The sequence below is a fragment of the Herbaspirillum sp. NPDC101396 genome, from assembly GCF_044767365.1.
Lineage (GTDB): Bacteria > Pseudomonadota > Gammaproteobacteria > Burkholderiales > Burkholderiaceae_D > Herbaspirillum.
The window spans coordinates 908,046-928,804 of record NZ_JBIWNT010000001.1; the positions used below are offsets into that span (position 1 = coordinate 908,046).

Sequence of the window (20,759 nt, forward strand, 5' to 3'; positions counted from 1 at the left end):
TCGGAAAGGTATAAAACAATAATGCCCACGCTCACCGCACTCACCATCAACGGCAAACAGCACAACGTCGATTTGCCCGAAGACACTCCCATCCTCTGGACCCTGCGCGATCAGCTCGGCATGACCGGCACCAAATTCGGCTGCGGCATGGCCTTGTGCGGCGCCTGTACGGTGCACCTCGACGGCGAACCGATCCGTTCCTGCATCACCCCGATCTCGGCCGCCGCCGGCAAGAAGATCACCACCATCGAAGCGATCGCCGAAGACAAGGTCGGCAAATCGGTGCAGGACGCGTGGATGGCGCTGGGCGTGCCGCAGTGCGGCTATTGCCAGGCCGGCCAGATCATGTCGGCCACGGCGCTGCTGCGCACGACGCCCAATCCGAGCGACAAGGACATCGACGACGCCATGAGCGGCAACATCTGCCGCTGCGGCACTTACACCCGCATCAAGGCGGCGATCAAGCAGGCCGCGGCGCAGAACGGAGGCGCCAAATGAGCGCCGATCTGAGCACCATCGCTGAAAATATCCAACTGAGCCGCCGCAGCCTGCTCAAGGGCATCGGCGCCCTCGCCGGCCTGGCGCTGACGGTGGGCGTGGACGGCATCGTGATGGCAGCCGACGCACCGAAATTCGGCGGCGACGGCATGCCGGGCGGTCTCAAGGACAATGCCCTGCTGTTCGTCTCCATCGGCGCCGACGGCGTCGTCACCATCGTCGCCCACCGCTCCGAAATGGGCCAGGGCGTGCGCACCAGCCTGCCCATGGTGGTCGCCGACGAACTCGATGCCGACTGGAGCCGCGTGCGCGTGGTGCAGGCGCAAGGCGACCAGGAAAAATACGGCAACCAGAATACCGACGGCTCGCGCAGCATGCGCCACTCCTTCGGCCCGATGCGCCAGGTCGGCGCCACTGCGCGACTCATGCTGGAGACCGCCGCCGCCGCGCGTTGGAAGGTGCCGGTCGGCGAAGTCGAAGCGAACAACCATGAACTGATCCACAAGCCCAGCGGCCGCAAGCTCGGCTACGGCGACGTCGCCGCCGACGCGGCCAAGCTGCCGCTGCCGGCGCGTGAAAGCGTCAAGCTCAAGACGCCGCAGCAGTTCCGCTACATCGGCAAGGACAGCACCCGAGGCATCGACCTGCTCGACATCGTCACCGGCAATACTCAGTACGGCATCGACACGCGCCTCGAAGGCATGGTCTACGCCGTCATTGCGCGTCCGCCGGTCTATGGCGGCAAGCTGGCCACGGTCGACAGCAGCGAGGCGCTCAAGGTGCCCGGCGTGATCCGCGTAGTCGAACTCAAGGGCAGCCCGCCGCCGGCGCTGTTCAATCCGCTGGGCGGCGTGGCCGTGATTGCGCGCAATACCTGGGCCGCGATCAAGGGTCGCGAAGCGCTCAAGCTGACCTGGGACAACGGTCCCAACGCCTCCTACGATTCCGCCGAATTCCGCAAGACCATGGAAGCCGCCGCACGCCAACCGGCCAAGGCCGTACGCAACGCCGGCGATGCCATGGCCGCACTGGCCAAAGCGCCGCGCCGTATCGAAGCCGAGTATTACCTGCCGCATATCGCCCACGCCACCATGGAGCCGCCTGCGGCCGTGGCGCGCATCACCGGCGGCAAATGCGAGGTCTGGGCATGCGTCCAGGCGCCGCAAGCCACACGCGAAACCGTGGCCGGCCATCTCGGCCTGAAGCCGCAAGACGTTACCGTCAACGTCACCTTGCTGGGCGGCGGTTTCGGCCGCAAGTCCAAGCCCGACTTTGCCGCCGAAGCGGCCCTGCTGTCCAAGGCCATGAACGGCGCGCCGGTCAAGGTCACCTGGACGCGTGAGGACGACATCCACCACGATTATTTCCACACCGTGTCGGTGGAACGCCTGGAAGCCGGCCTCGACGCCAACGGCAAGGTCAGCGCCTGGCTGCACCGCACTGCAGCGCCGACCATTGCGTCGATCTTCGCCGCCGGCGCCAAGGGCGAAGCGCCGTTCGAACTGGCGATGTCGGCTGTGAACATTCCTTATGCAATTGCCAACATCCGCGTGGAAGCGCCGGAAGTCGAAGCCCACACCCGCATCGGCTGGTTCCGTTCGGTATCGAACATTCCGCATGCTTTCGCTGTCCAATCGTTCAGCGCCGAACTGGCGGCGGCGGCCAAGCGCGATCATCGCGACTATCTGCTCGAGCTGATCGGCCCGGCGCGCAAGATCAATCCGTCCGAGATGGCCGACGGCTGGAACTACGGCGAGTCGCCGGAACGTTATCCGCTCGACACCGGCCGCATGCGCGGCGTGATCGAACTGGCAACATCCAAAGCCGGCTGGGGACGCAAATTGCCCAAGGGACGCGGGCTCGGACTGGCGGTATGCTACAGCTTCGTCACCTACGTCGCCGCCGTGGTGGAAGTGGAAGTCAACGATGAAGGCGAAGTAAGCATCCCGCGCGTCGACATCGCGGTCGATTGCGGTCCATCGATCAACCCGGACCGCATCCGTTCGCAAGTCGAAGGCGCCTGCATCATGGGCATCAGCCTGGCGATGACGGGCGAGATTTCGTTCAAGAACGGCGCCGTGGAGCAAAGCAATTTCCACGACTACGAAGTATTGCGCGCGTTTGCAGCGCCCGCCAAGATCGACGTGCACATCGTCCCGCATATGCTCGACGTGCCGCTGGGCGGCGTCGGTGAACCGGCCACGCCGACGATTGCGCCGGCACTGTGCAATGCAATCTTCGCCGCCACCGGCAAGCGTATTCGCCAGTTGCCGATTCGTGAGCAGCTCAAGAAGGCCTAGTGCTCATTCAGTAAAGAAGGAAGGAAAACCGCGTATGGAATCCATCGACTTCGACGTCCTCAACACCGCCCTTACCTGGCACGAGCAAGGCCATCGCGTCCTGCTCGGCACCGTCACCCATACCTGGGGGTCGGCGCCGCGTCCGGTGGGGTCGATGATGGCGATTCGGGGCGACGGCCACGTGCGCGGTTCAGTTTCGGGCGGCTGCGTCGAGGACGATCTGATCCGCCGCATCCAGGGCGGAGAGCTGGAGCGCACGCTGCCGTTCGGACTGACCTATGGCCTGAGCGCCGACGAAGCACACCGCTTCGGCCTGCCCTGCGGCGGCACCTTGGAAATCATGATGGAACCGGTATCCGCGCAGTCGCGCATCGCTGAATTGCTGGCTGCCGTACGCCAGGGCCTGCGCGTCACGCGTACGCTCGATCTTGATACCGGCGTCGCCACGCTCGCCACCGACAGCGAGGCGCGCCAGACCACGGTGCAGGATCGCAAGCTGATCGCACCCTACGGACCGCGCTATCGCCTGGTCATCATCGGCGCCGCACAGATGTCGCGCTACGTCGCACAGTTCGCACTGGCGCTCGACTACCAGGTCATCGTCTGCGATCCGCGCGCGGAATACCTCAAGGAATGGGACATCCCCGGTGTGGAACTTTCCGGCGAGATGCCCGACGACCTGCTGATGCGCCTGCAACTCGACGCCAACAGCGCCGTGGTGACGCTGACCCACGATCCCAAGCTGGACGACATGGCGCTGATCGAAGCACTCAAGTCGCCGGCCTTCTACATCGGCGCCATCGGCTCGCGCACCAACAACATCAAGCGGCGCGAGCGGCTGGCGCTGTTCGACATCAGCGCTGCCGAGATCGACAAGCTGCATGGTCCGGTCGGCTTGTTCCTGGGTGCACGCACGCCGCCCGAAATCGCCATCGCGGTCCTTGCCGAGATGACCGCCATCCGCAACGGCGTGGCGATCTCGCAAACGCATGCGGCGCGCACCGATCCCTTGCCCGATGCCGGCGAAAACGGCAACGGCAATCCCGGCGGCAGTTGCGCCGTCGGCGAATTCACGAAATAGATTCCAGGGAATTCAGCGCGCGTGGAGGTCGGCGCGCGTGTCGATGTCGCGGTGGATGCCGGGATCGTTGACGGGGATTTCGTTAACCGGAAACGCCTGCAGCAAGGCGCGCGCGCCACGGTCGCCGCTCAATGCCAGCAAGCCGTCAAGATGGCTGCGGCCGAACGCGACCGGATTGCCGCGCTTGCCCTGATAGGTCGGCACCGCAATCTGTACGCCGTCTTTCAGCGCCGCCAGCAGGCCGCGATGCGTCGCCGCCTGCACATGCGGCATGTCGGCCAGCGCGATGATCCAACCGGCCGCATCCGACAGCCGGCGTATCCCGCACATCAGCGAAGCGCTCATGCCCGTATCAGCGTCGTCGCAGCCGATGACCTCGCAACCCGCCGCAATCAGCCGCCGGCTCAGTTCGCTGTCGACAGTACTGACGACAGCCAGCACCGGCAACGTCTGCAACATCGCGCGCGCCGCCGCGACGGCAACAACCTCATCAACCCCGGGCAGATGCGCCAGAAGTTTGTTGTCGGCGCCGGCGGGATCGAAACGCGTGCCTTTGCCAGCGGCCAGCAACAGGCCGCGGAAAGGCGTTTGAGTAGTATGGATGGCGAAGCTCATGGCTTGCGATTATCCATCAAAACACTGGCGCGAGCAGCTGCTCAGGGCAATTTCCTGCGTGCCTGCAATAGCCGCGTGCATTCGTCCACCGGCAAGGGTTTGCTGAAGTAATACCCTTGCACCTTGTCGCAGCCGTTCTCTTTCATGATGTTGCATTGCTCCAGGTCTTCCACGCCCTCGGCCAGCACTTCCAGGTGCAGGCTACGCGCCAATGCAATCACGGCACGCGCGATGGCGAGATCGTCGGCGTTGTTGCCGACGTCGCGCACGAAGGAGCGATCGATCTTGAGCTGGTCGACCGGAAAACGCTTGAGGTAATTCAGGTTGGAATAGCCGGTGCCGAAATCGTCAATCGACAGCCGCACGCCCATGGCCTTGAGCAGCTTCATGACTTCGATGCTCTTTTCAGGTGACTCCATGGAAGCGCTTTCGGTCAGTTCCAGTTCCAGGCAATGCGAACTGAACCCGCTGTCGTCCAGCGCCTGGCGCACCACCGCCGCCAGGTTTTTCTGGGCAAACTGTTTGGCCGACAAGTTGACCGCCATCGTCAGCCCGTGCACGCCCAGGTCGTGCCAGCGCTGGGCTTGCTCGCACGCGGTGCGCAACACCCATTCGCCGATGGGCACGATCAGGCCGGTCTCTTCCGCCATCGGGATGAATTCCATCGGCGAGATCATGCCCTTTTCCGGATGCTGCCAGCGCAGCAGCGCTTCGACGCCGACCACCTCGCCGCTCTGCAGCGACACCTGCGGCTGGTAATGCAGCAGCATTTCCTTCTTTTGTACCGCCTGGCGCAACTGCGACGCCATCTGCAGGCGATGGCTTACCTGACTGTTGAGCGCCGGCGTATAAAACTGGAAACGTTCAAGCACGTTGTCCATGGCGCGGTGCATGGCTACCTCCGCGGCTTGCAACAAAGCATCGCCGCTGTCGCCGTCGTTCGGATAAATCGTGACGCCGATGTTCGATTCGAGATAAACGCCTTCGTGGCCGTCGACGTGATACGGCAAGTCGAGCACATCGATAATTTCCTGCACTACCATGGCGATCTGATCCTGTGCCGGCACATGCACTACCATGGCGAAACTGGTATCGCCGAATCGCGCCAGCGTGGCGTCATGCTGCATCAGGCCGGACAACCTGCGCCCGGCTTCGACCAATGCGTCTTCACTCATTTTCAGTCCCAGGCTTTCGCGAACGGCGATGGCGCCGCGTACCCCGATCAGGATCACCGACAGCAATCCCGGCCGACGTTCGCGTTCGACGCGCGTGATGCCCTGCTCCAGCCGGTCGCGCAACAGACTGCGATTAGGCAAGCCGGTCAGGACGTCGTAGTTGCTCAGGCGATGGACGCGATCTTCCGCCTGGCGCCACTGCGTGATGTCGATGCCGCTGCACACATAGTTGAGCGCCGGGCCGTGGTCTTCCTGCAGGAATGTGGTCAGCCACAATATCTCGCGCCGCTCGCCTGTCGCAGTCAGCCAGCGACTCTGGTATTGCAACGGCTGCGTCTGCACGTGCCAGTTGAGGAAATGATTGCGCACCGGTTCGAGTTCCTCGGCCGGAAAGAAAATATCCCAGAAATGCTTGCCCTGCACCTGCGACAGCGTATAGCCGGTAGTGCGCTCGGCGGCCTGGTTGAAACGCACGATGCGGCCTTCCTTGTCCAGCATCAGCCCCAGCGCGCCGGTCGTATCGAAAATGGCCGACAGCAAGTTGCGCTCGGCTTGCAGCGCCTGTTCCATCTTGTTGCGGATCTGATTCTGGTGCGCCTCCTGCAAAGCGCGTTCGACCGCGGACGGCAGACGCGCCAGATTGGACTTGAGCACGTAGTCGTAAGCACCCTGCTTGAGCGCCTTGATCGCACGCTCTTCGCCCATGGTGCCGGAGACAAACAAGAACGGCGTGCTCGGCGTGATCTGCTGCACGATCTGCAGCGCCGACATGCCGTCGAAATTGGGCAAGGAGAAATCGCCGAGCACGATATCGGGCTGGTAGCGGCTCAATGCGTCGACGAAGGCATCCTCGGTCTCCACCTGCTGGACATCGCAGGCGATGCCGGCGCGCGTCAGTTCATAGCGCGACAATTCGACGTCGCCCGGATCGTCTTCCACCATCAGTATTTTCAGCGTACTTCTTCTCATCCCCGTCCCCGATTCTCTTTTTAAGATGCCGGCACTTTGTTGACGAGCATCCAATAAAACCCGGCCTTCTCGACCTCTTCCTGGAAACTCTCGAACTCGACCGGCTTGACGATATAACTGTTGACGCCCAGCTGATAGCACTCGCTCAGGTCCTGTACCTCGGCCGACGAGGTCAGCATCACCACCGGAATCGAACGCGTCTCCGGATCAGCCTTGATCCGGCGCAACACCTCGATGCCGCTGACCCGTGGGAGTTTGATGTCAAGCAGGATCAAACGCGGAAGTTCCCCTTTGGGGCGATTGGCGTAGACGCCGGCGCAGAACAGAAAATCGAGCGCATCGGCGCCGTCCTGCACCCATTCAACGTTATTGACGAGTTTCTTTTTTTGCAGCGCGCGCAGCGACAGCTCGGCATCGTAGGGATTGTCCTCCACCAGCAGGATGTCGATCTTTTCAAAGTTGTTCATGTGTCTGCTCCCTTGTCACCGCAGGCAAGGTGAAATGAAATACCGCCCCCTCGCCGACCACGCCCTCGGCCCAGACGCGGCCGCCGTGACGCGTGACGATACGATGTACGATCGCCAGGCCGACACCGGTGCCTTCGAATTCACTGACCCGATGCAGGCGCTGGAATACGCCGAACAGTTTGTTGTAATAGCGCATGTCGAAGCCTGCGCCGTTATCGCGCACGGTATAAGTGACACCGCCCTCGACCTCTTCCGCACTGACGTCGATCAGTATCTGTTCACGCTTGGCGCTGAATTTGAGCGCGTTCGCCAACAGGTTGAACCACACCTGCTTGATCAGCGTGATATCGCCTTCCGCGGCCGGCAAGTCGCCGAGCCGCAAGCTCGCCGGAACGGTCACCGCACTGGCGGCTTCATCAAAACAGGCCCTGGCCAGCGCGGTCATGTTCAGGTGGCCGTAGTTGAGTTCCTTGCGGCCCAGCCGCGAAAACTCCAGCAATTCATCGATCAGCCGTCCCATGTTGCGCGTGTTGTTGCGGATCACCTGCAGCTTGCGCAAGCCTTCTTCGTCGAGCTGGTCGGCAGCGTCTTCTTCCAGCATGCGCGCAAAACCGTCGACGGCGCGCAAAGGCGCGCGCAGGTCATGCGACACCGAATAGCTGAAGCTCTCCAACTCCTTGTTGCTGGCCTCGAGTTTTTCGATATTGCGCTGCAACGCGCGCGTCAGTTCACGATTTGCATCCTCGAGCTGGTTGCGCGCGAGGATCTCCAGTTTGAGTGCCCGGTTCAGCGCGTGCAGGTGCCGGACGCCGGCAACGGTATCGCCGCTCAGCGCCGGCACTTCAAGTTCCTGCGCGCCGCATTGCTCCTGCAACTGGTCGCTCAGGCGGCCAAGTTCCTGGCGTTCCTTCTTGAGCTGCACATAGGATGTAATGTCTTCGGCGCGGTGCATGATGTAGCGGATGGCGCCGTCTTTGCCGAACACGGGGAAATTGGACGGACTCCAATAGCGGCTTTCAAATCCGCTGCCGTCGGGACACGGCACATCGTATTTTTGCATCGCCATGGCGTGGGGCGCCTGGGTTGCCAGCACGCGTTCCAGCGAACTTCGCAAATTGGCCACGCCGTCGGCTGAAGGGTCTTCCGGGTTATCGGGGAAAACCTGGAACAGATGGCGGCCGACGATTTGCTCCCGCCTCGTCATCGTCGCCTGCAGGTAGGCATCGCTCACCGCGATGATGGTGAAGTCGGGCAACAAGACCAGGAACAGCCCCGGCACCGATTCGAATAACAGCTGGAAATCCGTAATCTCCTTCTCGGAGATCTCTGCAGTCATCGTTTTATATCCGTACGAAAAATGCGTCAATGAATGAAATATTTTTCACCTTGGTGCAGCGGTCATGCAAGGCTCGTCGGTTCTTGGAGTGCAGCGCGATGCCGCGCAACAGTCATTATCAATATGGCAATTTTTATTCTTATGATTGTTATTCCTCTAACGACGAGACCAATGTACCTAATTGATAGTTACATTTCAAGCGTACGTTCGCGTTTTCACGAGCAATGTGCAAACCTTGTTTTTTAGGCAATCAAAATTGACGCAGTAGGTTGAAGATCCGCGCGGGGCGCGATCTGGCGGGCGACGCTCTGGTGCGCCGCCGCAGAGTTCAATCGAGCCGGCTACGTAACCAGCTTACTACTCCCGCAAGACTGCGAAAGTCTGAAACCGAGCGGCACTCGATGTGAGGATGCCGTTCACGCAGCATGCGCGACAGGGCCGAACCGGGTCCCAGTTCAAGCGCGACGCCGACACCGCGTTCAGCGCAGGCATCCATGCAGGACGACCAGCGTATCGTGTGTGTCAGTTGTTGCGCAAGCGTGCTGCGCGCGGAGGAAACGTCGTGAATTTCCACTCCCGAAATTCCCGCCAGGACCGTGCAGGCGGACTCGTGAAAATCCACTGCATCGAGCGCCGCCGTGAACGGCGCCAGCGCAGGCTCCATCAGCGGCGTATGCGAGGCGATGCCGACCGGCAAAATACCGGTCCTGCCGCCCACGCCTTCCAGCTCGCTTTGCGCAGCCAGCAAGTCGTCGCTGCATCCGCCCGCAATCAAGGTATCGAAGCCGGTGGCGATCGCCACGAACGCGCCGTGGCGTCGCAGCAGCTCCTGCGCTTCGCCGGCCTCGATGCCGCCGACCGACATCAGACCCTGATGCGGCGCGTGTTTCAGGCAGGCGTCCATATATGCGGCACGCGCGACGGCGAGATCGATTGCGTCGTTGCCCGGCAACGCGCCGGCGACGCCGTAAGCAGTGAGTTCGCCGATGCTGTAACCAGCAACCAGCGTCGGCGCAGGCAACTCCTCGCGCAACATGCGCCACGCCGCCAGCCCGGCCGCGACGATCAACGGCTGCGCATGGCGGTTGGCGAACAGCAATTGGGGATCATGCAGAATCTCATCGAGCGGCCGTCCGAGCCGGGTATCGAGCGCCTGCTCCTGCACGATCTGATCACCGCCCGCATCGGCGCGCAGCATATCGAACATGGCGGGATGCTGACTCCCCTGTCCCGGACAAAGAACGGCAAAACGTTCGCTCATGCCTGCAGCTCGCCACCGCACACCGTGTGGATCAGACAAGCCGCCGCCAGCAGATCGGCAGCGCCGCCGGGCGACAAGCGCCGCTCCACGAATTCGTGATGGACAGCTTCGGCACGCACCAGCCACGCGGCATCAGTCGTACCGCCGCCCGCCAGGAACTCGCGGCTGCGTTGCTGCACCAGCGCCGCGCCTGCCGCGCCGCCGCGGTGATAGACATTGGTGTCGCTGACATGCGCCATCAGTGCGAACAAGGCATCGGTCTTGGCGCAATGCCAGTCGCGTCCGGCCGCGAGCGTGGCCTGCAGTTGCGGCAAGGCGATCTCGAAGACGGAAGGAAATCCGAGCGCGCCCTCTTCACGCGCACCGCCCACGGCGTGACGTGCGGCGACGCGCAAACCGTGGCTGGCAGTCTCTTCGTTTTCAATCGATGAATTGGTATGTCCCGTCAGCGCATCGCCCCAGCGGATCAGCAAGGTGGCGCGAATCGCCTGTGGCGACAGCGTCATCCCCTGGCTGCGGCAGCAGGCAATCGCCGCGCACAGCATGCCGAGACAGAAGATCGCACCGCGATGCGTATTGACGCCGCCGGTGGCTTTGAGCATGCGTTGCTCGGCGTCGATGCCGAGACGTTTGAGTTCATTGAAGGATGCACCGGCCGCACCTGCTGCGGCGATGTCGGAAAAATAGCGACGCAGCGAGAACAGGCTTCGCAGAAAAGTCGTCGCATCCATGTCGTCATGGCTGCCATTATCAACCGGCGAGACCAGGCCCGGTTTGGGATACAGCGTCAATTCCTGATGCAGGCTGCGCAAGGCCATGCGAGCGAGTTCGCGGCAAAAAACCTGCTGCCGGCGTTGGCGACGACGTCGCTCGGTGTAATGCACCGCCACCGGCAAGCGCATGGCAGGCAAGGGAGCAAGGTGATCTACGCTGCGCATGCGCGCTCCTCAAATTCAGCCAGAAGCTCGCCCACACGCTGCAAGGCGACGCCACTGCCGTGTTTGCTCAATACGCGGTTGTCGGGGTTGCCACAGGCTTGCGCCCACTCTTTCCAAGACACTGCATGTCCGCTCGGGAAGGCGATCTCGCCATCGAGCGGCAAACGCGTGGCGTACTGCTGCAGCAGGGACACGACCTGCTCCAGTTGCAACTGATCCAATGGAGAAAACAGCACATCGATATCCGACGCCGGCCGCAAATAGGATTGCCCGGTCAGCGCCTGCAAAGCGAGTGAACCGTACACGCGAATCTCAAGTCCTTGCGCAGTGATGTCGCCGTGCAATTCAAGCAAGCCATTGCGCCATTGCGATCCGGCATGTTCGATCACATGGGCAATCTCCAGCGGCGCCCGCGTCTCGCGCACGCCTTGCAAGCCGACCCGCAAAGGGACGCGCAACTTGACGCCGTCCTGATCCGGCGGCAAGGCAATACCGAGGCAGATCTCGCCGGGTGCGCAATCAACATCGCGCCGACGGATCACCGCCGGCCAGTCATGCTGCCGCCACCGCTGCACGGCGAAGCGACGATCATCGGCAACGTACTCAAGCGCCTCACGCCAGCCGGCTTCGTTCAGCCAGACCAGCGCGTGACGGGTGGACAATTCAGAGCGGCTGGACATCGCTGTTGCTGACAATGGCGTCGACCACGCGTTGCGACCAGTTGCGACCGCCACGCTGCAAACCGACTGCTGCGCGGCGGTCCGTACCGTCCGCGGTAGCCAGCGCCTGTGCCAGCTGAGCGGCAAGATCGCCGCTCCAGATTTCGGCTACGCCACCCATACGATGGTAATTTTCCGGCCCCGGTGCAAATACCGGATTACTCTTTGCCAGTTCGACCAGGCGCTCTTCCGGCACCTTGGTGATGCGCGCCATGGCCGGCAGGCCCATCACGCGGATAGTCGCGTTCGGCAACGCGTAGCAGGCGTCGGCCATCAGGCCGCTGGTGATGAAGCCGCCCGACAGCGCTTGGTCGTAGACCAGGCCGATGATCTTGTGCCCTTGCTGACGCGCCAGGGCGATGCATTTGCCCAGGTGCGCCATGTAGCTGTTGATGCCCAGCATCTCGTCGCGGTGGCGCAAGCGTTGGCCTTGCGTGTCGACCAGGATGACGATGGCGCGGCCCGGATGTTCGCGCACGGTTTGCAGGATAGCCTGCGCCTGCGACAAGGCGATCTCGATGCCGATCGGCGTGTGGCCGGTGGTACCGACGATGGTCACGACCTCGCCGTCAACCTGGGCCGTGCCGGATAGGAAATCGGCCTTCTCGGTGATGCTGTGGCCTTGCGGGAATAAATCGTCCGCCAGTGTTTGCCAGCTCATGGTTGTCCCTTCACACGGTGCGGTTCCGCCAGTGCGGTGAATGCCGCCGCTTCCAGCATGGCGACGTCCAGCGGCTTGTCGATGCCGAGGCGCTGCCAGATTTCCAGCGGATCAGATGCATCGCCGAAGCGCGCGATGCGTTGTTCCAGCATGGCTTGCTCGGCTTCCAGGACCTGCAGGCTCAGCGCCGTCGGATTATTTTTGAATCCCTGCAACGTCTGCGTTGCCGCTGCGCGGAAAGCTGCAGTGTCGTCGGCGACGATGCCGTGGCAATCGCCGAGCAGGTACCGGTGCTTACCGCCGGTAGTGCGCCAGACCAGCGCGCGGTCGCGCGAGTCGAATTCCTCGACGCCGTTGGCGGTTTCGATGACTTCAGGTCCGGACATCGCCAGACGGCCTTCCTCCGACATGATGATGGCGTTGGCGCAACGTGCGACGATGCCCATGCCGCCGAAGCAGCCGTTGGAGCCGCCCACCAGCACGATGACAGGAATGCCGGCCGCGCGCGTATCGAGCACGGCGCGCATGACTTCGGACACGGCGATCAGGCCGGCGTTGGCTTCGTGCAGGCGCACGCCGCCGGTTTCCAGCAGCAGGATGACGCCTTCGGCTTGTTCCTGCACGGCGCGCTTGAGCAGGCCGACCAGTTTGGCGCCATGCACTTCGCCGACCGCGCCGCCCATGAAACCGCCCTCCTGCGCGGCGGCAAATACCTTGGCGCCGTTGAGCGCACCGCGTCCGACCACAACGCCGTCGTCAAACGACACCGGCGCATCGAGCTGTCCCAGATGCGGGCTGACGATGCGTTTCGACGGCGGCAGGAATTCTTCAAAACTATCGGCGTCGAGCACCTGCGCGAGGCGTTCGCGCGCGTTGGCTTCCAAATAGCTGGCTGTCATTTTTCCTCCACGACCGATTCCACCGCCTGATCCAGGCGCAGGCTGACCACCGCCGGCGTGGCGCCCATGTCGTTGATCGAGATGCGCGTGTCGGCCAGTTGCCAGCGTTTGTTGAAGTCGCCGATGACGGCTTCCCAGATGGCGCCGAAACCGCGTGCGGCGGTCTTGATTTCAACGGAGCAGCCGCCCTGCAGGTCGGCCGATTCGATCAGCACTTCGAGGTTGCCCGAGCTGACCACGCCGACCAGTTCAGCCTTGGCGGAGAGCTTGCGGGTGCCGTTTTCAAAACGATAGTTCAAGGTTTCCATATCACCAGTTCCTGAAACGTTTGGGCGGGTTGTACAGGCCGCCGGAAGCGCGCACCAGATCCTTCATGTTCTTGGCCGCCAACAGATCGCGCGTAGCCAGGCGCTTGTCGATGCCCATGTCTTCGGCGCGGCGGATAATTCCCCGATCACGCAGGTTCTCGACCATGCGCTTGTCGCGCGCCAGGCCGACCGGTGTGTAGCCGGCGACACCGCGTATAGCCTGCTCGCGCTCTTCTTCGGTGCGGCACAGCAGCAGATTGGCGATGCCTTCTTCGGTCAGGATATGCGTGACGTCGTCGCCGTAGATCATCACCGGCGGGATCGGCATGTTGGCCTGCTCGGCCAGTTGCCAGGCGTCGAGCCGCTCGACGAAGGCCGGCTGCATGTGTTCGCGGAAGGTCTCCACGGTCTGCACCACCAGCTTCTGCCCGCGCGGGATGGTGTTCTTGCCGGCCCGGGCCTGCTGACCGGCCTTGAGCCACGCCGGGCTGGCGTGACGGCGGCCGCGCGCGTCGGCGCCCATGTTGGGTGCGCCGCCGAAACCGGCGATGCGGCCCAGCGTCGCCGTCGACGAATTGCCCTGTAAGTCGATTTGCAGCGTCGAGCCGATGAACATGTCGCAGGCGTAATGACCGGCGGTCTGCGAGAAGGCGCGGTTGCTGCGCATGGAGCCGTCGGGTCCGATGAAGAAGATGTCGGGACGCGCGCGGATGTAGTCTTCCATGCCCAGTTCGGAGCCGAAAGAATGCACCGACTCGACGAAGCCCGCTTCAATCGCCGGGATCAATGCAGGATGCGGATTGAGCGCCCAATGCTTGCAGATCTTGCCGCGCAGGCCCAGCGATGCGCCATAGGTCGGCAGGATCAGCTCGATGGCGGCGGTGTCGAAGCCGATGCCGTGGTTGAGGCGCTGGACTTCGTATTCGGCGTAGATGCCCTTGATGGCCATCATCGCCATGAGCACCTGGATCTCCGAGATTTGCGCCGGGTCGCGCGTAAACAAGGGCTCGATGTAATGCGGCGTCGGCGCCTTGGTCACGAAGCTGACCCAGTCGGCCGGGATGTCGATGCGCGGCAGCACGTCGACGATTTCATTGACCTGGGCGATGACGATGCCGCTGCTGAAGGTGGTCGCCTCGACGATCGCCGGCGTGTCCTCGGTGTTGGGACCGGTGTAGAGATTGCCGTGGCGATCCGCCGCCTGCGCCGCCACCAGGGCCACGCGCGGGGTCAGGTCGACGAAATAGCGGCCGAACAATTCCAGATAGGTATGGATGGCGCCGATATTGAGTTTGCCGGCCGACGCCAGCTTGGCCAACCGGCCGGCCTGGGGACCGGAGAAGGAAAAGTCCAGTTTCGAGGCGATGCCTTTTTCGAAGACGTCCAGATGCTCCGGCAAGGCCAGCACCGAGAACAGCATGTGCAGGTCGTGCACGCGCGCCGGATCGAGTCCGGCCAGCGCCTTCGACAGGAAGTCGGCCTGCTTCTGGTTATTGCCTTCGAGACAGACGCGATCGCCCGATTCGATGACGGCGTACAACAAATCGGCAATGCGCGCCGCCGGCAAGAGCTTGCCTTCGAGCGAACTGCCCAGCACGCTGCTTGCGCGCGCCAGGCGTTCATTGCGATTGGTTTGCCGACGATTCCAGACGTGGCCGGTGGCAGACATTTACTTCACTCCCATGATGATGTCGGGCAAGCCGGTGGCGATGCCCGGGAAGACGCACAGCAGGATCACGGCCAGGAACATCAGCGCCAGGAACGGGATCGTGCCTTTGATCACTTCCGACAGCGGGATGTCGGGCGCGATATTCTTGATCACGAACAAGTTCAAGCCGACGGGTGGATGGATCAGGCCCATTTCCATCACCACGGTCATGACGATGCCGAACCAGATCAGGTCAAACCCGGCTTCACGCAACGGCGGCAGGATGATCGGCGCGGTCATCAGGATGATCGACACCGGCGGCAGGAAGAAGCCGAGCACGATCACCATCAGAAGGATCACCGCCAGCAGCAGCCATTTCGACAGGTGCATGTCCACCACCCACTGCGCCGCCGACTGGCTGATGTGCAGGTAACTCATCACGTAGGAATACAGCAGCGACATGCCGATGATCAGCAGCAGCATGCCCGACTCCTTGATGGTCGAGTTGAGGAAAGGCACCAGCTCGCGCGGCTTGTAGATGCGATAGACAACGGCGATCAGCACGATGGCCAGCAAGGCGCCCAGCCCGGCGGTTTCGGATGGTGTCGCAAAACCGCCGTACAGCGCGACCATGACGCCGATCAGCAGGATCAGGAAAGGCAGCACGCGCGGCAGCATTTCCACCTTTTGCGCCAGCGTGAAATGCTCGTCGTCGAGGTAAGCCGACTTCTCGCCGCCGCCGGTGTAGATGGCATGGGCCATCTTGTACTCTTTGCGGGCGCGATACATGGCGTAACCGGCGAACAGGATCACCAGCAACACGCCCGGCCCGATGCCGGCGAGGAACAGGCGTCCCAGCGATTGCTCGGCGGCCACCGCGTACAGGATCATGGTGATCGACGGCGGCAACAGGATGCCCAGCGTGCCGCCCGCAGCGATGATGCCTGCCGCAAACCCGGGCGAGTAACCGCGACGGCGCATTTCCGGAATGCCGGCCGAGCCGATGGCAGAACAGGTTGCCGGCGACGAACCCGCCATCGCGGCAAACAAGGCGCAGGCAAACACGTTGGCGATGCCGAGGCCGCCCGGCACGCGATTCAACCAGGCGTGAATGGCCGAGTACAAGTCTTTGCCGGCAGGCGATTTACCGATCGCCGCCCCCTTGAGAATGAACAGCGGAATCGACAACAAGGTGATGGAAGCGATTTCTTCGTAGACGTTTTGCGTGACGGTGTCGAGCGAAGACGCCGGCATGAAGAAATACATGAACGAGGTCGCCACCACGCCCAGCGCAAATGCGATAGGCATGCCGGAGCACATCACGAGGATGGTGACGATCCCGTACAGGGAACCGAGAACTAAAGGCGTCATGCTTGCTCCTTGGCCGCTACAGATGCAGGTACAGTGCCGGTGATGCGGGTCAATACCTGCACCAGCAATTGCAGCGTCAGCACGGTCATGCCGATCGCCATCATCGAATAGGGAATCCACAGCGGCGGCGCGAACGTCGACGAGGTGGTCTGGCCGTCGACCCAGGCTTCGTGGAACAGCGTCCACGACTTCCAGGCGAAGAACGCGCAGAACACGAACGAGATCAGGTCGACGATGAACATGCGCACCTGGTTGGCCCGGGGCGACAGGAAGCCGGCCAGCGCTTCGATGCCGATGTGGCCGCGCAGCGATTGCACGTACGCCGAGCACAGGAAGATCACACCCACCAGCATGAACACCGACGCCTCATCCTGCCAGTCGGTCGGCTGGTGGAAGAAGTAACGCACCACCACCGAATACGTCAGGATGATCGACGTCAGCATCAGCGCGATCATCGCCAGGAACACCGCGAGCTTGTTGAACTTCGCCAGCGCGTGGTGCAATCCGGCAACGACGGGGTTGGCCGGCACCGCGGGCTTGGCTTGCGGCTGCATCTCGAAGCCGTGACTCATAAGAGCTTCTCCGCCAGTTTGAGCAGATTGGCGCAGTTGGCGTTGCGTGCGGCGAAGTCTTTCCATGCGGTGGCGCGGGCGATGTCCTGCCATTTCTTGACGGTCGCGGCGTTGAGGTCGACCACCTTGGCGCCGGCCTTCTGGTACACGGCGGCGACGGCAACGTCATCGGTCTGCGCAGCCTTCAGCGCGAACTGCTCCATCTCGGCGCCGACGGCCATGATGGCGGCCTGCTGGTCCTTGGTCAGTTTTTCGAACACGGACTTGGAAATCATCAGCGGCTCGAACATGTACCAGTAGGCCTTGTCGCGGCCGGTGGTCAGCGCCTTGGCGACTTCTTCCAGGCGGAAGGAGATGAACGAGGTCGACGAGGTCATCGCCGCGTCCATCGCACCTGTCTGCATGGCGGCGTAGATTTCGTTGGACGGCAAGGTCACGACGGCAGCGCCGGCTTCCTTCAGGATCAGGTCCATTTCACGCGAGCCGCCACGCACTTTCATGCCCTTGGCGTCTTCCGGCTCGATGATGGGCTTGGTGCGGGAAGCGACGCCGCCGGCCTGCCAGATCCAGCTGACGATGAGGATGCCCTTCTCCGCCAGGATGCGCGCCAGCTCCTTGCCGACTTCGGCGTTCTTCCACGCCGAGCCTTGCGCGTACGAGGTCACCAGGCCGGGCATCAGGCCGATGTTGGTTTCAGGGACTTCGCCGCCGGCGTAGTTGAGCGGCACCAGCGACAGGTCGAGCGCGCCCTTGCGCATGGCCGAGAACTGCGAATTGACCTTCATCAGCGAGGAGCCGGGATAGATCTCGAACTTGAGGCTGCCGTTGGTGCGCTTGGCGACGCCTTCGGCAAACATGCGCGTGAGGCGGTCGCGGAAGTCGCCTTCGTTGATGGTGCCGCCCGGGAATTGATGGGAAATCTTCAGCGAGGTGGTTGCGCCCTGGGCCCACACCGACGAACTTGCCGTCCACAGTGGTGCGGTCGCGAGTGCACCGATGATGCTTCTACGTTTTTGCGAAGTCATTGTTGATCCTCCTTAAGGTGAGAGAAATACTGCTTTTTTGTGCTTTTTTGTGCTTTTTTAGTTGGTGCTATGTATCTAACTTCTTATCAACTTGGAGGCGCCGGAATGTCTCTTCCGTGTTTCCGGCGCCGTTGAATTTGTTGTCGCTTTGCTTTTTTAAGCGGATTTCTTGTATACACGTTCTTACAAAACAAATACATTGTCAAGCATCAAAGATGATTTAGAATGGTTTCATTGCATACTTGATATCAATCCATGGATACCCCTAAGAAACGTTCTGAGACCTTGCGCGAATCGATCGAAGAATTGATCGCCGTCGGCAAGCTCGCACCCGGCCAGCATCTGGACGAGACGGTTCTGGCCGAGCAGTTCGGCGTCTCGCGTACGCCGATCCGCGAAGCGTTGATCCAGTTGGCGTCGATGGGCATCATCGTGATGCGGCCGCGGCGCGGCGCCATCGTGGCCGAGATCGGGCCGCAGCAATTGATCGAGATGTTTGAAGTAATGGCCGAGCTGGAAGCCATGTGCGGCCGTCTGGCGGCACGCCGCATGTCGGCCGCCGAGCATACTTCACTGATGGCGGCGCACCAGGCCTGCAAGGACGCGCGCGACGCGGTCGATCCGGATACCTATTTCTACAAGAACGAAGACTTCCACGGCCAGATCTACGCCGGCAGTCATAACGCCTTCCTGGAAGAACAGGCGCGCGTGCTGCAACGCCGCCTGCGCCCTTACCGCCGTCTGCAGCTGCGCGTGCGCGACCGCCTGAAACGGTCTTACGACGAGCATGAAGGCGTGGTCAACGCCATCATCGCCGGCGACAGCGAACGCACCGTGGAGCTGCTGCGCCAGCATGTGATGATCCAGGGCCAGCGTTTTGCCGACCTGGTGGCATCGCTGCATCAGCTCAAGATTGCACCCAACGGCGAGAAGCAGTCGCTCAGCGACGCCCTGGCCTGATCAGCATTAATCAAGACTGAAACGCCACAGCACGTCCAGCACGTGCTGGGTCGGGCGTTCGATATTCTCCGCGCGATGCGCAATCCCCAATTGTCTCCACAAGGCCGGTCGCAGCGGCAGCATCTGCACGCGCGGATCGGGTAGCGGCGCGCCCTGCTCGTGCGGCAACAGCGTCGCGCCGTAACCGGCCGCCACCAGGCTCTTGATTGCATCGTTGTAGTTGAGCTGGATGCGCGGCGCCGGCCGTTGCCCGCCGCCCGCAAACCATTCCTGCGTCAGGTGCGACAGCCGTGTACCGGCGTCGTTGAGGATCAGCGGCTGCGCCGCCAGCCATTCTGGCGTGACCTGCGCCGGGCTGCGCCAGCCGGACGGCAGGAAGGCCATCACCGGATCGCGCCGCCATGGCTGCACCACCAGCCGCGCCACCGGCGTTTGCGGCAAAGCCACCAGGCCGACGTCGAGCGTGCCTTCGCTGAGCCGGGTCAGCGTGTCCTGCGAGGTCAGCACCTCCACCTGCACATCAATGCCGGGATGATCCTGCCCCAGCACCTCCAGCGCCTGCGGCAGAAGATGCGCAATCGCGCCGGTGGAGGCGCCCAGCCGCACGCGTCCGGCCAGTCCCTGCACCTGCCGCTGCACGTCTTCCAACGCTTGCTCGGCATCGGCCAGCAGGCGGCGCGCCCGTTCGATCAGGGTTTCGCCGATGGTGGTCGGCCGGATCTGGCCGCGCTTGCGCGACAGCAAGGCGGCGCCGATGCGCTCTTCCAGGTCGGCGATGTGCAGGCTGATGGTCGGCGGCGCCAGATGCAGCACGCGCGCGGCCTCGGCGAAAGAGCCATGGTCGGCGATGGCGACCAGCGTGCGCAGGCGATCCAGGTTGATTTCTCTCATGGCGAACCTCGGGTTAAAGGCCTAAATCAGTAAAACTGAATGTTGTCGTTATTAAATTCAACTTTTCTTATTTTAACAAGACGCCGAAGATGAGTGCCTCATCCATCCCAATTGTTCAGCGAAGGAACGCGATCATGGCCAAACCTCTTGTTTTCATCGACGGCGACCAGGGCACCACCGGTCTGCAAATCCACGAGCGCCTGCGCCATCGCAGCGACCTGCAACTGGCGACGCTGCCGGCAGCCGAGCGCAAGGACGCAGCCCGTCGCGCCGAAGCCATCAACGCCTGCGACATCGCCATCCTGTGCCTGCCGGATGCCGCCGCGCGCGAGGCGGTTGCGGCCATCGAGAATCCGGCCGTACGCGTGATCGACGCCAGTTCCGCGCATCGCACCACGGCGGGCTGGGTCTACGGCTTTCCGGAAATGGACGCCGGCCAGGCGGAGCGCATCGCAACGGCCTCGCGCGTGACCAATCCGGGCTGCTATCCGACCGGTGCGATCAGCCTCTTGCGCCCGCTGATTGAAGCCGGCCTGGTACCGCGCGACTACCCGGTCAGCGTGCATGCCGTGTCGGGCTATTCGGGCGGCGGCCGTCCCTCGGTGGAGCAATACGAAGGCCCGCAAGGCGCACAGGCGCCGGCCTTCCAGCTGTACGGAACGGCGCTGGCGCACAAGCATCCGCCTGAAATGCAGCGCTACACCGGCCTCGATCATCGTCCGCTCTTCGTACCGGCCTATGGCGCGTTCCGCCAGGGCATCGTGCTGACCATCCCGCTTGAGTTGCGCCTGCTGGCGGCCGGCGTCGAGGGCAAGCAATTGCATGCCGCGCTCGAGCGCCACTATGCCGGCGCCGCACACGTCCGCGTGATCCCATTGGAAGAAACCAAAACGCTGACGCACCTGAACCCGCAAGCGCTCAACGGCACCAACAACATGGATCTGGGTGTGTTCATCAATGAGGAGCACGGACACGTGCTGTTGTCGGCCGTGTTCGACAATCTTGGCAAGGGCGCCTCGGGTGCGGCGGTGCAGAATCTCGATCTGATGCTCGGGCACGCCTGAA

20 protein-coding genes are annotated in these 20,759 nt (G+C 62.7%); 5 read left to right on the forward strand and 15 right to left on the reverse strand.

What is annotated here, in order from left to right:
• Positions 1-21 precede the first annotated feature (21 nt).
• Genes ACIROY_RS04060 through ACIROY_RS04070 form a run of 3 tightly spaced genes read left to right on the forward strand, consistent with a single transcriptional unit; the run spans position 22 to position 3,879 of the window.
• A complete protein-coding gene (locus tag ACIROY_RS04060) occupies positions 22-498 on the forward strand; it encodes a (2Fe-2S)-binding protein (protein WP_402339860.1) in 477 nt (158 codons plus the stop codon).
• Entirely contained in the window at positions 495-2,798 is a 2,304-nt protein-coding gene (locus ACIROY_RS04065; RefSeq protein ID WP_402339863.1) for a molybdopterin cofactor-binding domain-containing protein, read from the forward strand. The genes ACIROY_RS04060 and ACIROY_RS04065 overlap by 4 nt, the downstream gene beginning before the upstream one ends.
• A 34-nt stretch (positions 2,799-2,832) precedes the next feature.
• Entirely contained in the window at positions 2,833-3,879 is a 1,047-nt protein-coding gene (locus ACIROY_RS04070) for an XdhC family protein (protein ID WP_402339866.1), read from the forward strand.
• Positions 3,880-3,891: 12 nt separating this feature from the next.
• Here the strand turns inward: ACIROY_RS04070 and ACIROY_RS04075 are convergent, their stop codons facing one another.
• From ACIROY_RS04075 to dctP, 14 genes are all read right to left on the reverse strand, one after another.
• Positions 3,892-4,494 (reverse strand): NTP transferase domain-containing protein, encoded by a 603-nt coding sequence (locus ACIROY_RS04075; protein ID WP_402339869.1) that lies wholly within the window; start codon positions 4,492-4,494, stop codon positions 3,892-3,894.
• 41 nt (positions 4,495-4,535) lie between these two features.
• On the reverse strand, positions 4,536-6,638 hold the full coding sequence (locus ACIROY_RS04080; RefSeq protein ID WP_402270878.1) for an EAL domain-containing protein: 2,103 nt from the start codon (positions 6,636-6,638) through the stop codon (positions 4,536-4,538).
• A 20-nt stretch (positions 6,639-6,658) separates the two neighbouring features.
• Positions 6,659-7,105, reverse strand: coding sequence for a response regulator (locus ACIROY_RS04085; RefSeq protein WP_116432989.1), 447 nt, complete (start codon positions 7,103-7,105; stop codon positions 6,659-6,661).
• Positions 7,092-8,441 carry an ATP-binding protein gene (locus tag ACIROY_RS04090; protein ID WP_402270876.1) on the reverse strand — a complete coding sequence of 450 codons (1,350 nt, stop codon included), beginning with the start codon at positions 8,439-8,441 and terminating at the stop codon, positions 7,092-7,094. Before ACIROY_RS04090 ends, ACIROY_RS04085 begins: the two co-directional genes overlap by 14 nt.
• A 328-nt stretch (positions 8,442-8,769) precedes the next feature.
• Positions 8,770-9,702: an ACP S-malonyltransferase gene (locus ACIROY_RS04095; protein WP_402339872.1), complete on the reverse strand. Its 933-nt coding sequence runs from the start codon at positions 9,700-9,702 to the stop codon at positions 8,770-8,772.
• On the reverse strand, positions 9,699-10,640 hold the full coding sequence (mdcB, locus tag ACIROY_RS04100) for a triphosphoribosyl-dephospho-CoA synthase MdcB (RefSeq protein WP_402339875.1): 942 nt from the start codon (positions 10,638-10,640) through the stop codon (positions 9,699-9,701). Before mdcB ends, ACIROY_RS04095 begins: the two co-directional genes overlap by 4 nt.
• Positions 10,628-11,320 (reverse strand): malonate decarboxylase holo-[acyl-carrier-protein] synthase, encoded by a 693-nt coding sequence (gene mdcG, locus ACIROY_RS04105; RefSeq protein ID WP_402339878.1) that lies wholly within the window; start codon positions 11,318-11,320, stop codon positions 10,628-10,630. Before mdcG ends, mdcB begins: the two co-directional genes overlap by 13 nt.
• Positions 11,304-12,020: a biotin-independent malonate decarboxylase subunit gamma gene (mdcE, locus tag ACIROY_RS04110; protein ID WP_402270866.1), complete on the reverse strand. Its 717-nt coding sequence runs from the start codon at positions 12,018-12,020 to the stop codon at positions 11,304-11,306. Before mdcE ends, mdcG begins: the two co-directional genes overlap by 17 nt.
• A complete protein-coding gene (locus tag ACIROY_RS04115; RefSeq protein ID WP_402339880.1) occupies positions 12,017-12,919 on the reverse strand; it encodes a biotin-independent malonate decarboxylase subunit beta in 903 nt (300 codons plus the stop codon). The genes mdcE and ACIROY_RS04115 overlap by 4 nt, the downstream gene beginning before the upstream one ends.
• Positions 12,916-13,227: a malonate decarboxylase acyl carrier protein gene (gene mdcC / locus ACIROY_RS04120; RefSeq protein WP_402339883.1), complete on the reverse strand. Its 312-nt coding sequence runs from the start codon at positions 13,225-13,227 to the stop codon at positions 12,916-12,918. The genes ACIROY_RS04115 and mdcC overlap by 4 nt, the downstream gene beginning before the upstream one ends.
• Position 13,228: 1 nt before the next feature.
• Positions 13,229-14,896 (reverse strand): malonate decarboxylase subunit alpha, encoded by a 1,668-nt coding sequence (mdcA, locus tag ACIROY_RS04125; protein ID WP_402339885.1) that lies wholly within the window; start codon positions 14,894-14,896, stop codon positions 13,229-13,231.
• A complete protein-coding gene (locus tag ACIROY_RS04130) occupies positions 14,897-16,246 on the reverse strand; it encodes a TRAP transporter large permease (RefSeq protein WP_402270858.1) in 1,350 nt (449 codons plus the stop codon). It lies immediately after the preceding gene.
• Complete coding sequence (locus tag ACIROY_RS04135) at positions 16,243-16,818, reverse strand: TRAP transporter small permease (protein ID WP_402270855.1); 576 nt, start codon at positions 16,816-16,818, stop codon at positions 16,243-16,245. The genes ACIROY_RS04130 and ACIROY_RS04135 overlap by 4 nt, the downstream gene beginning before the upstream one ends.
• Complete coding sequence (dctP, locus tag ACIROY_RS04140) at positions 16,815-17,843, reverse strand: TRAP transporter substrate-binding protein DctP (protein ID WP_402270852.1); 1,029 nt, start codon at positions 17,841-17,843, stop codon at positions 16,815-16,817. The genes ACIROY_RS04135 and dctP overlap by 4 nt, the downstream gene beginning before the upstream one ends.
• A 255-nt stretch (positions 17,844-18,098) precedes the next feature.
• On the opposite strand from dctP, the gene ACIROY_RS04145 reads away from it, so the two are divergent.
• Positions 18,099-18,803, forward strand: coding sequence for a GntR family transcriptional regulator (locus ACIROY_RS04145; RefSeq protein WP_402270850.1), 705 nt, complete (start codon positions 18,099-18,101; stop codon positions 18,801-18,803).
• Positions 18,804-18,809: 6 nt separating this feature from the next.
• Here the strand turns inward: ACIROY_RS04145 and ACIROY_RS04150 are convergent, their stop codons facing one another.
• Positions 18,810-19,694, reverse strand: a complete 885-nt coding sequence (locus ACIROY_RS04150; protein WP_016832417.1) for a LysR family transcriptional regulator — start codon at positions 19,692-19,694, stop codon at positions 18,810-18,812.
• Between the two features lie 134 nt (positions 19,695-19,828).
• On the opposite strand from ACIROY_RS04150, the gene argC reads away from it, so the two are divergent.
• Positions 19,829-20,758, forward strand: coding sequence for an N-acetyl-gamma-glutamyl-phosphate reductase (argC, locus tag ACIROY_RS04155; RefSeq protein ID WP_402339887.1), 930 nt, complete (start codon positions 19,829-19,831; stop codon positions 20,756-20,758).
• Position 20,759: the final 1 nt, after the last annotated feature.

What these genes read in the sequence shown, in the direction of transcription:
- ACIROY_RS04060 (WP_402339860.1), top strand. Translation starts at nt 22, where the DNA reads ATGCCCACGCTCACCGCACTCACCATCAACGGCAAACAGCACAACGTC.
- ACIROY_RS04065 (WP_402339863.1), top strand. Translation starts at nt 495, where the DNA reads ATGAGCGCCGATCTGAGCACCATCGCTGAAAATATCCAACTGAGCCGC.
- ACIROY_RS04070 (WP_402339866.1), top strand. Translation starts at nt 2,833, where the DNA reads ATGGAATCCATCGACTTCGACGTCCTCAACACCGCCCTTACCTGGCAC.
- ACIROY_RS04075 (WP_402339869.1), bottom strand. Translation starts at nt 4,494, where the DNA reads ATGAGCTTCGCCATCCATACTACTCAAACGCCTTTCCGCGGCCTGTTG.
- ACIROY_RS04080 (WP_402270878.1), bottom strand. Translation starts at nt 6,638, where the DNA reads ATGAGAAGAAGTACGCTGAAAATACTGATGGTGGAAGACGATCCGGGC.
- ACIROY_RS04085 (WP_116432989.1), bottom strand. Translation starts at nt 7,105, where the DNA reads ATGAACAACTTTGAAAAGATCGACATCCTGCTGGTGGAGGACAATCCC.
- ACIROY_RS04090 (WP_402270876.1), bottom strand. Translation starts at nt 8,441, where the DNA reads ATGACTGCAGAGATCTCCGAGAAGGAGATTACGGATTTCCAGCTGTTA.
- ACIROY_RS04095 (WP_402339872.1), bottom strand. Translation starts at nt 9,702, where the DNA reads ATGAGCGAACGTTTTGCCGTTCTTTGTCCGGGACAGGGGAGTCAGCAT.
- mdcB (WP_402339875.1), bottom strand. Translation starts at nt 10,640, where the DNA reads ATGCGCAGCGTAGATCACCTTGCTCCCTTGCCTGCCATGCGCTTGCCG.
- mdcG (WP_402339878.1), bottom strand. Translation starts at nt 11,320, where the DNA reads ATGTCCAGCCGCTCTGAATTGTCCACCCGTCACGCGCTGGTCTGGCTG.
- mdcE (WP_402270866.1), bottom strand. Translation starts at nt 12,020, where the DNA reads ATGAGCTGGCAAACACTGGCGGACGATTTATTCCCGCAAGGCCACAGC.
- ACIROY_RS04115 (WP_402339880.1), bottom strand. Translation starts at nt 12,919, where the DNA reads ATGACAGCCAGCTATTTGGAAGCCAACGCGCGCGAACGCCTCGCGCAG.
- mdcC (WP_402339883.1), bottom strand. Translation starts at nt 13,227, where the DNA reads ATGGAAACCTTGAACTATCGTTTTGAAAACGGCACCCGCAAGCTCTCC.
- mdcA (WP_402339885.1), bottom strand. Translation starts at nt 14,896, where the DNA reads ATGTCTGCCACCGGCCACGTCTGGAATCGTCGGCAAACCAATCGCAAT.
- ACIROY_RS04130 (WP_402270858.1), bottom strand. Translation starts at nt 16,246, where the DNA reads ATGACGCCTTTAGTTCTCGGTTCCCTGTACGGGATCGTCACCATCCTC.
- ACIROY_RS04135 (WP_402270855.1), bottom strand. Translation starts at nt 16,818, where the DNA reads ATGAGTCACGGCTTCGAGATGCAGCCGCAAGCCAAGCCCGCGGTGCCG.
- dctP (WP_402270852.1), bottom strand. Translation starts at nt 17,843, where the DNA reads ATGACTTCGCAAAAACGTAGAAGCATCATCGGTGCACTCGCGACCGCA.
- ACIROY_RS04145 (WP_402270850.1), top strand. Translation starts at nt 18,099, where the DNA reads ATGGATACCCCTAAGAAACGTTCTGAGACCTTGCGCGAATCGATCGAA.
- ACIROY_RS04150 (WP_016832417.1), bottom strand. Translation starts at nt 19,694, where the DNA reads ATGAGAGAAATCAACCTGGATCGCCTGCGCACGCTGGTCGCCATCGCC.
- argC (WP_402339887.1), top strand. Translation starts at nt 19,829, where the DNA reads ATGGCCAAACCTCTTGTTTTCATCGACGGCGACCAGGGCACCACCGGT.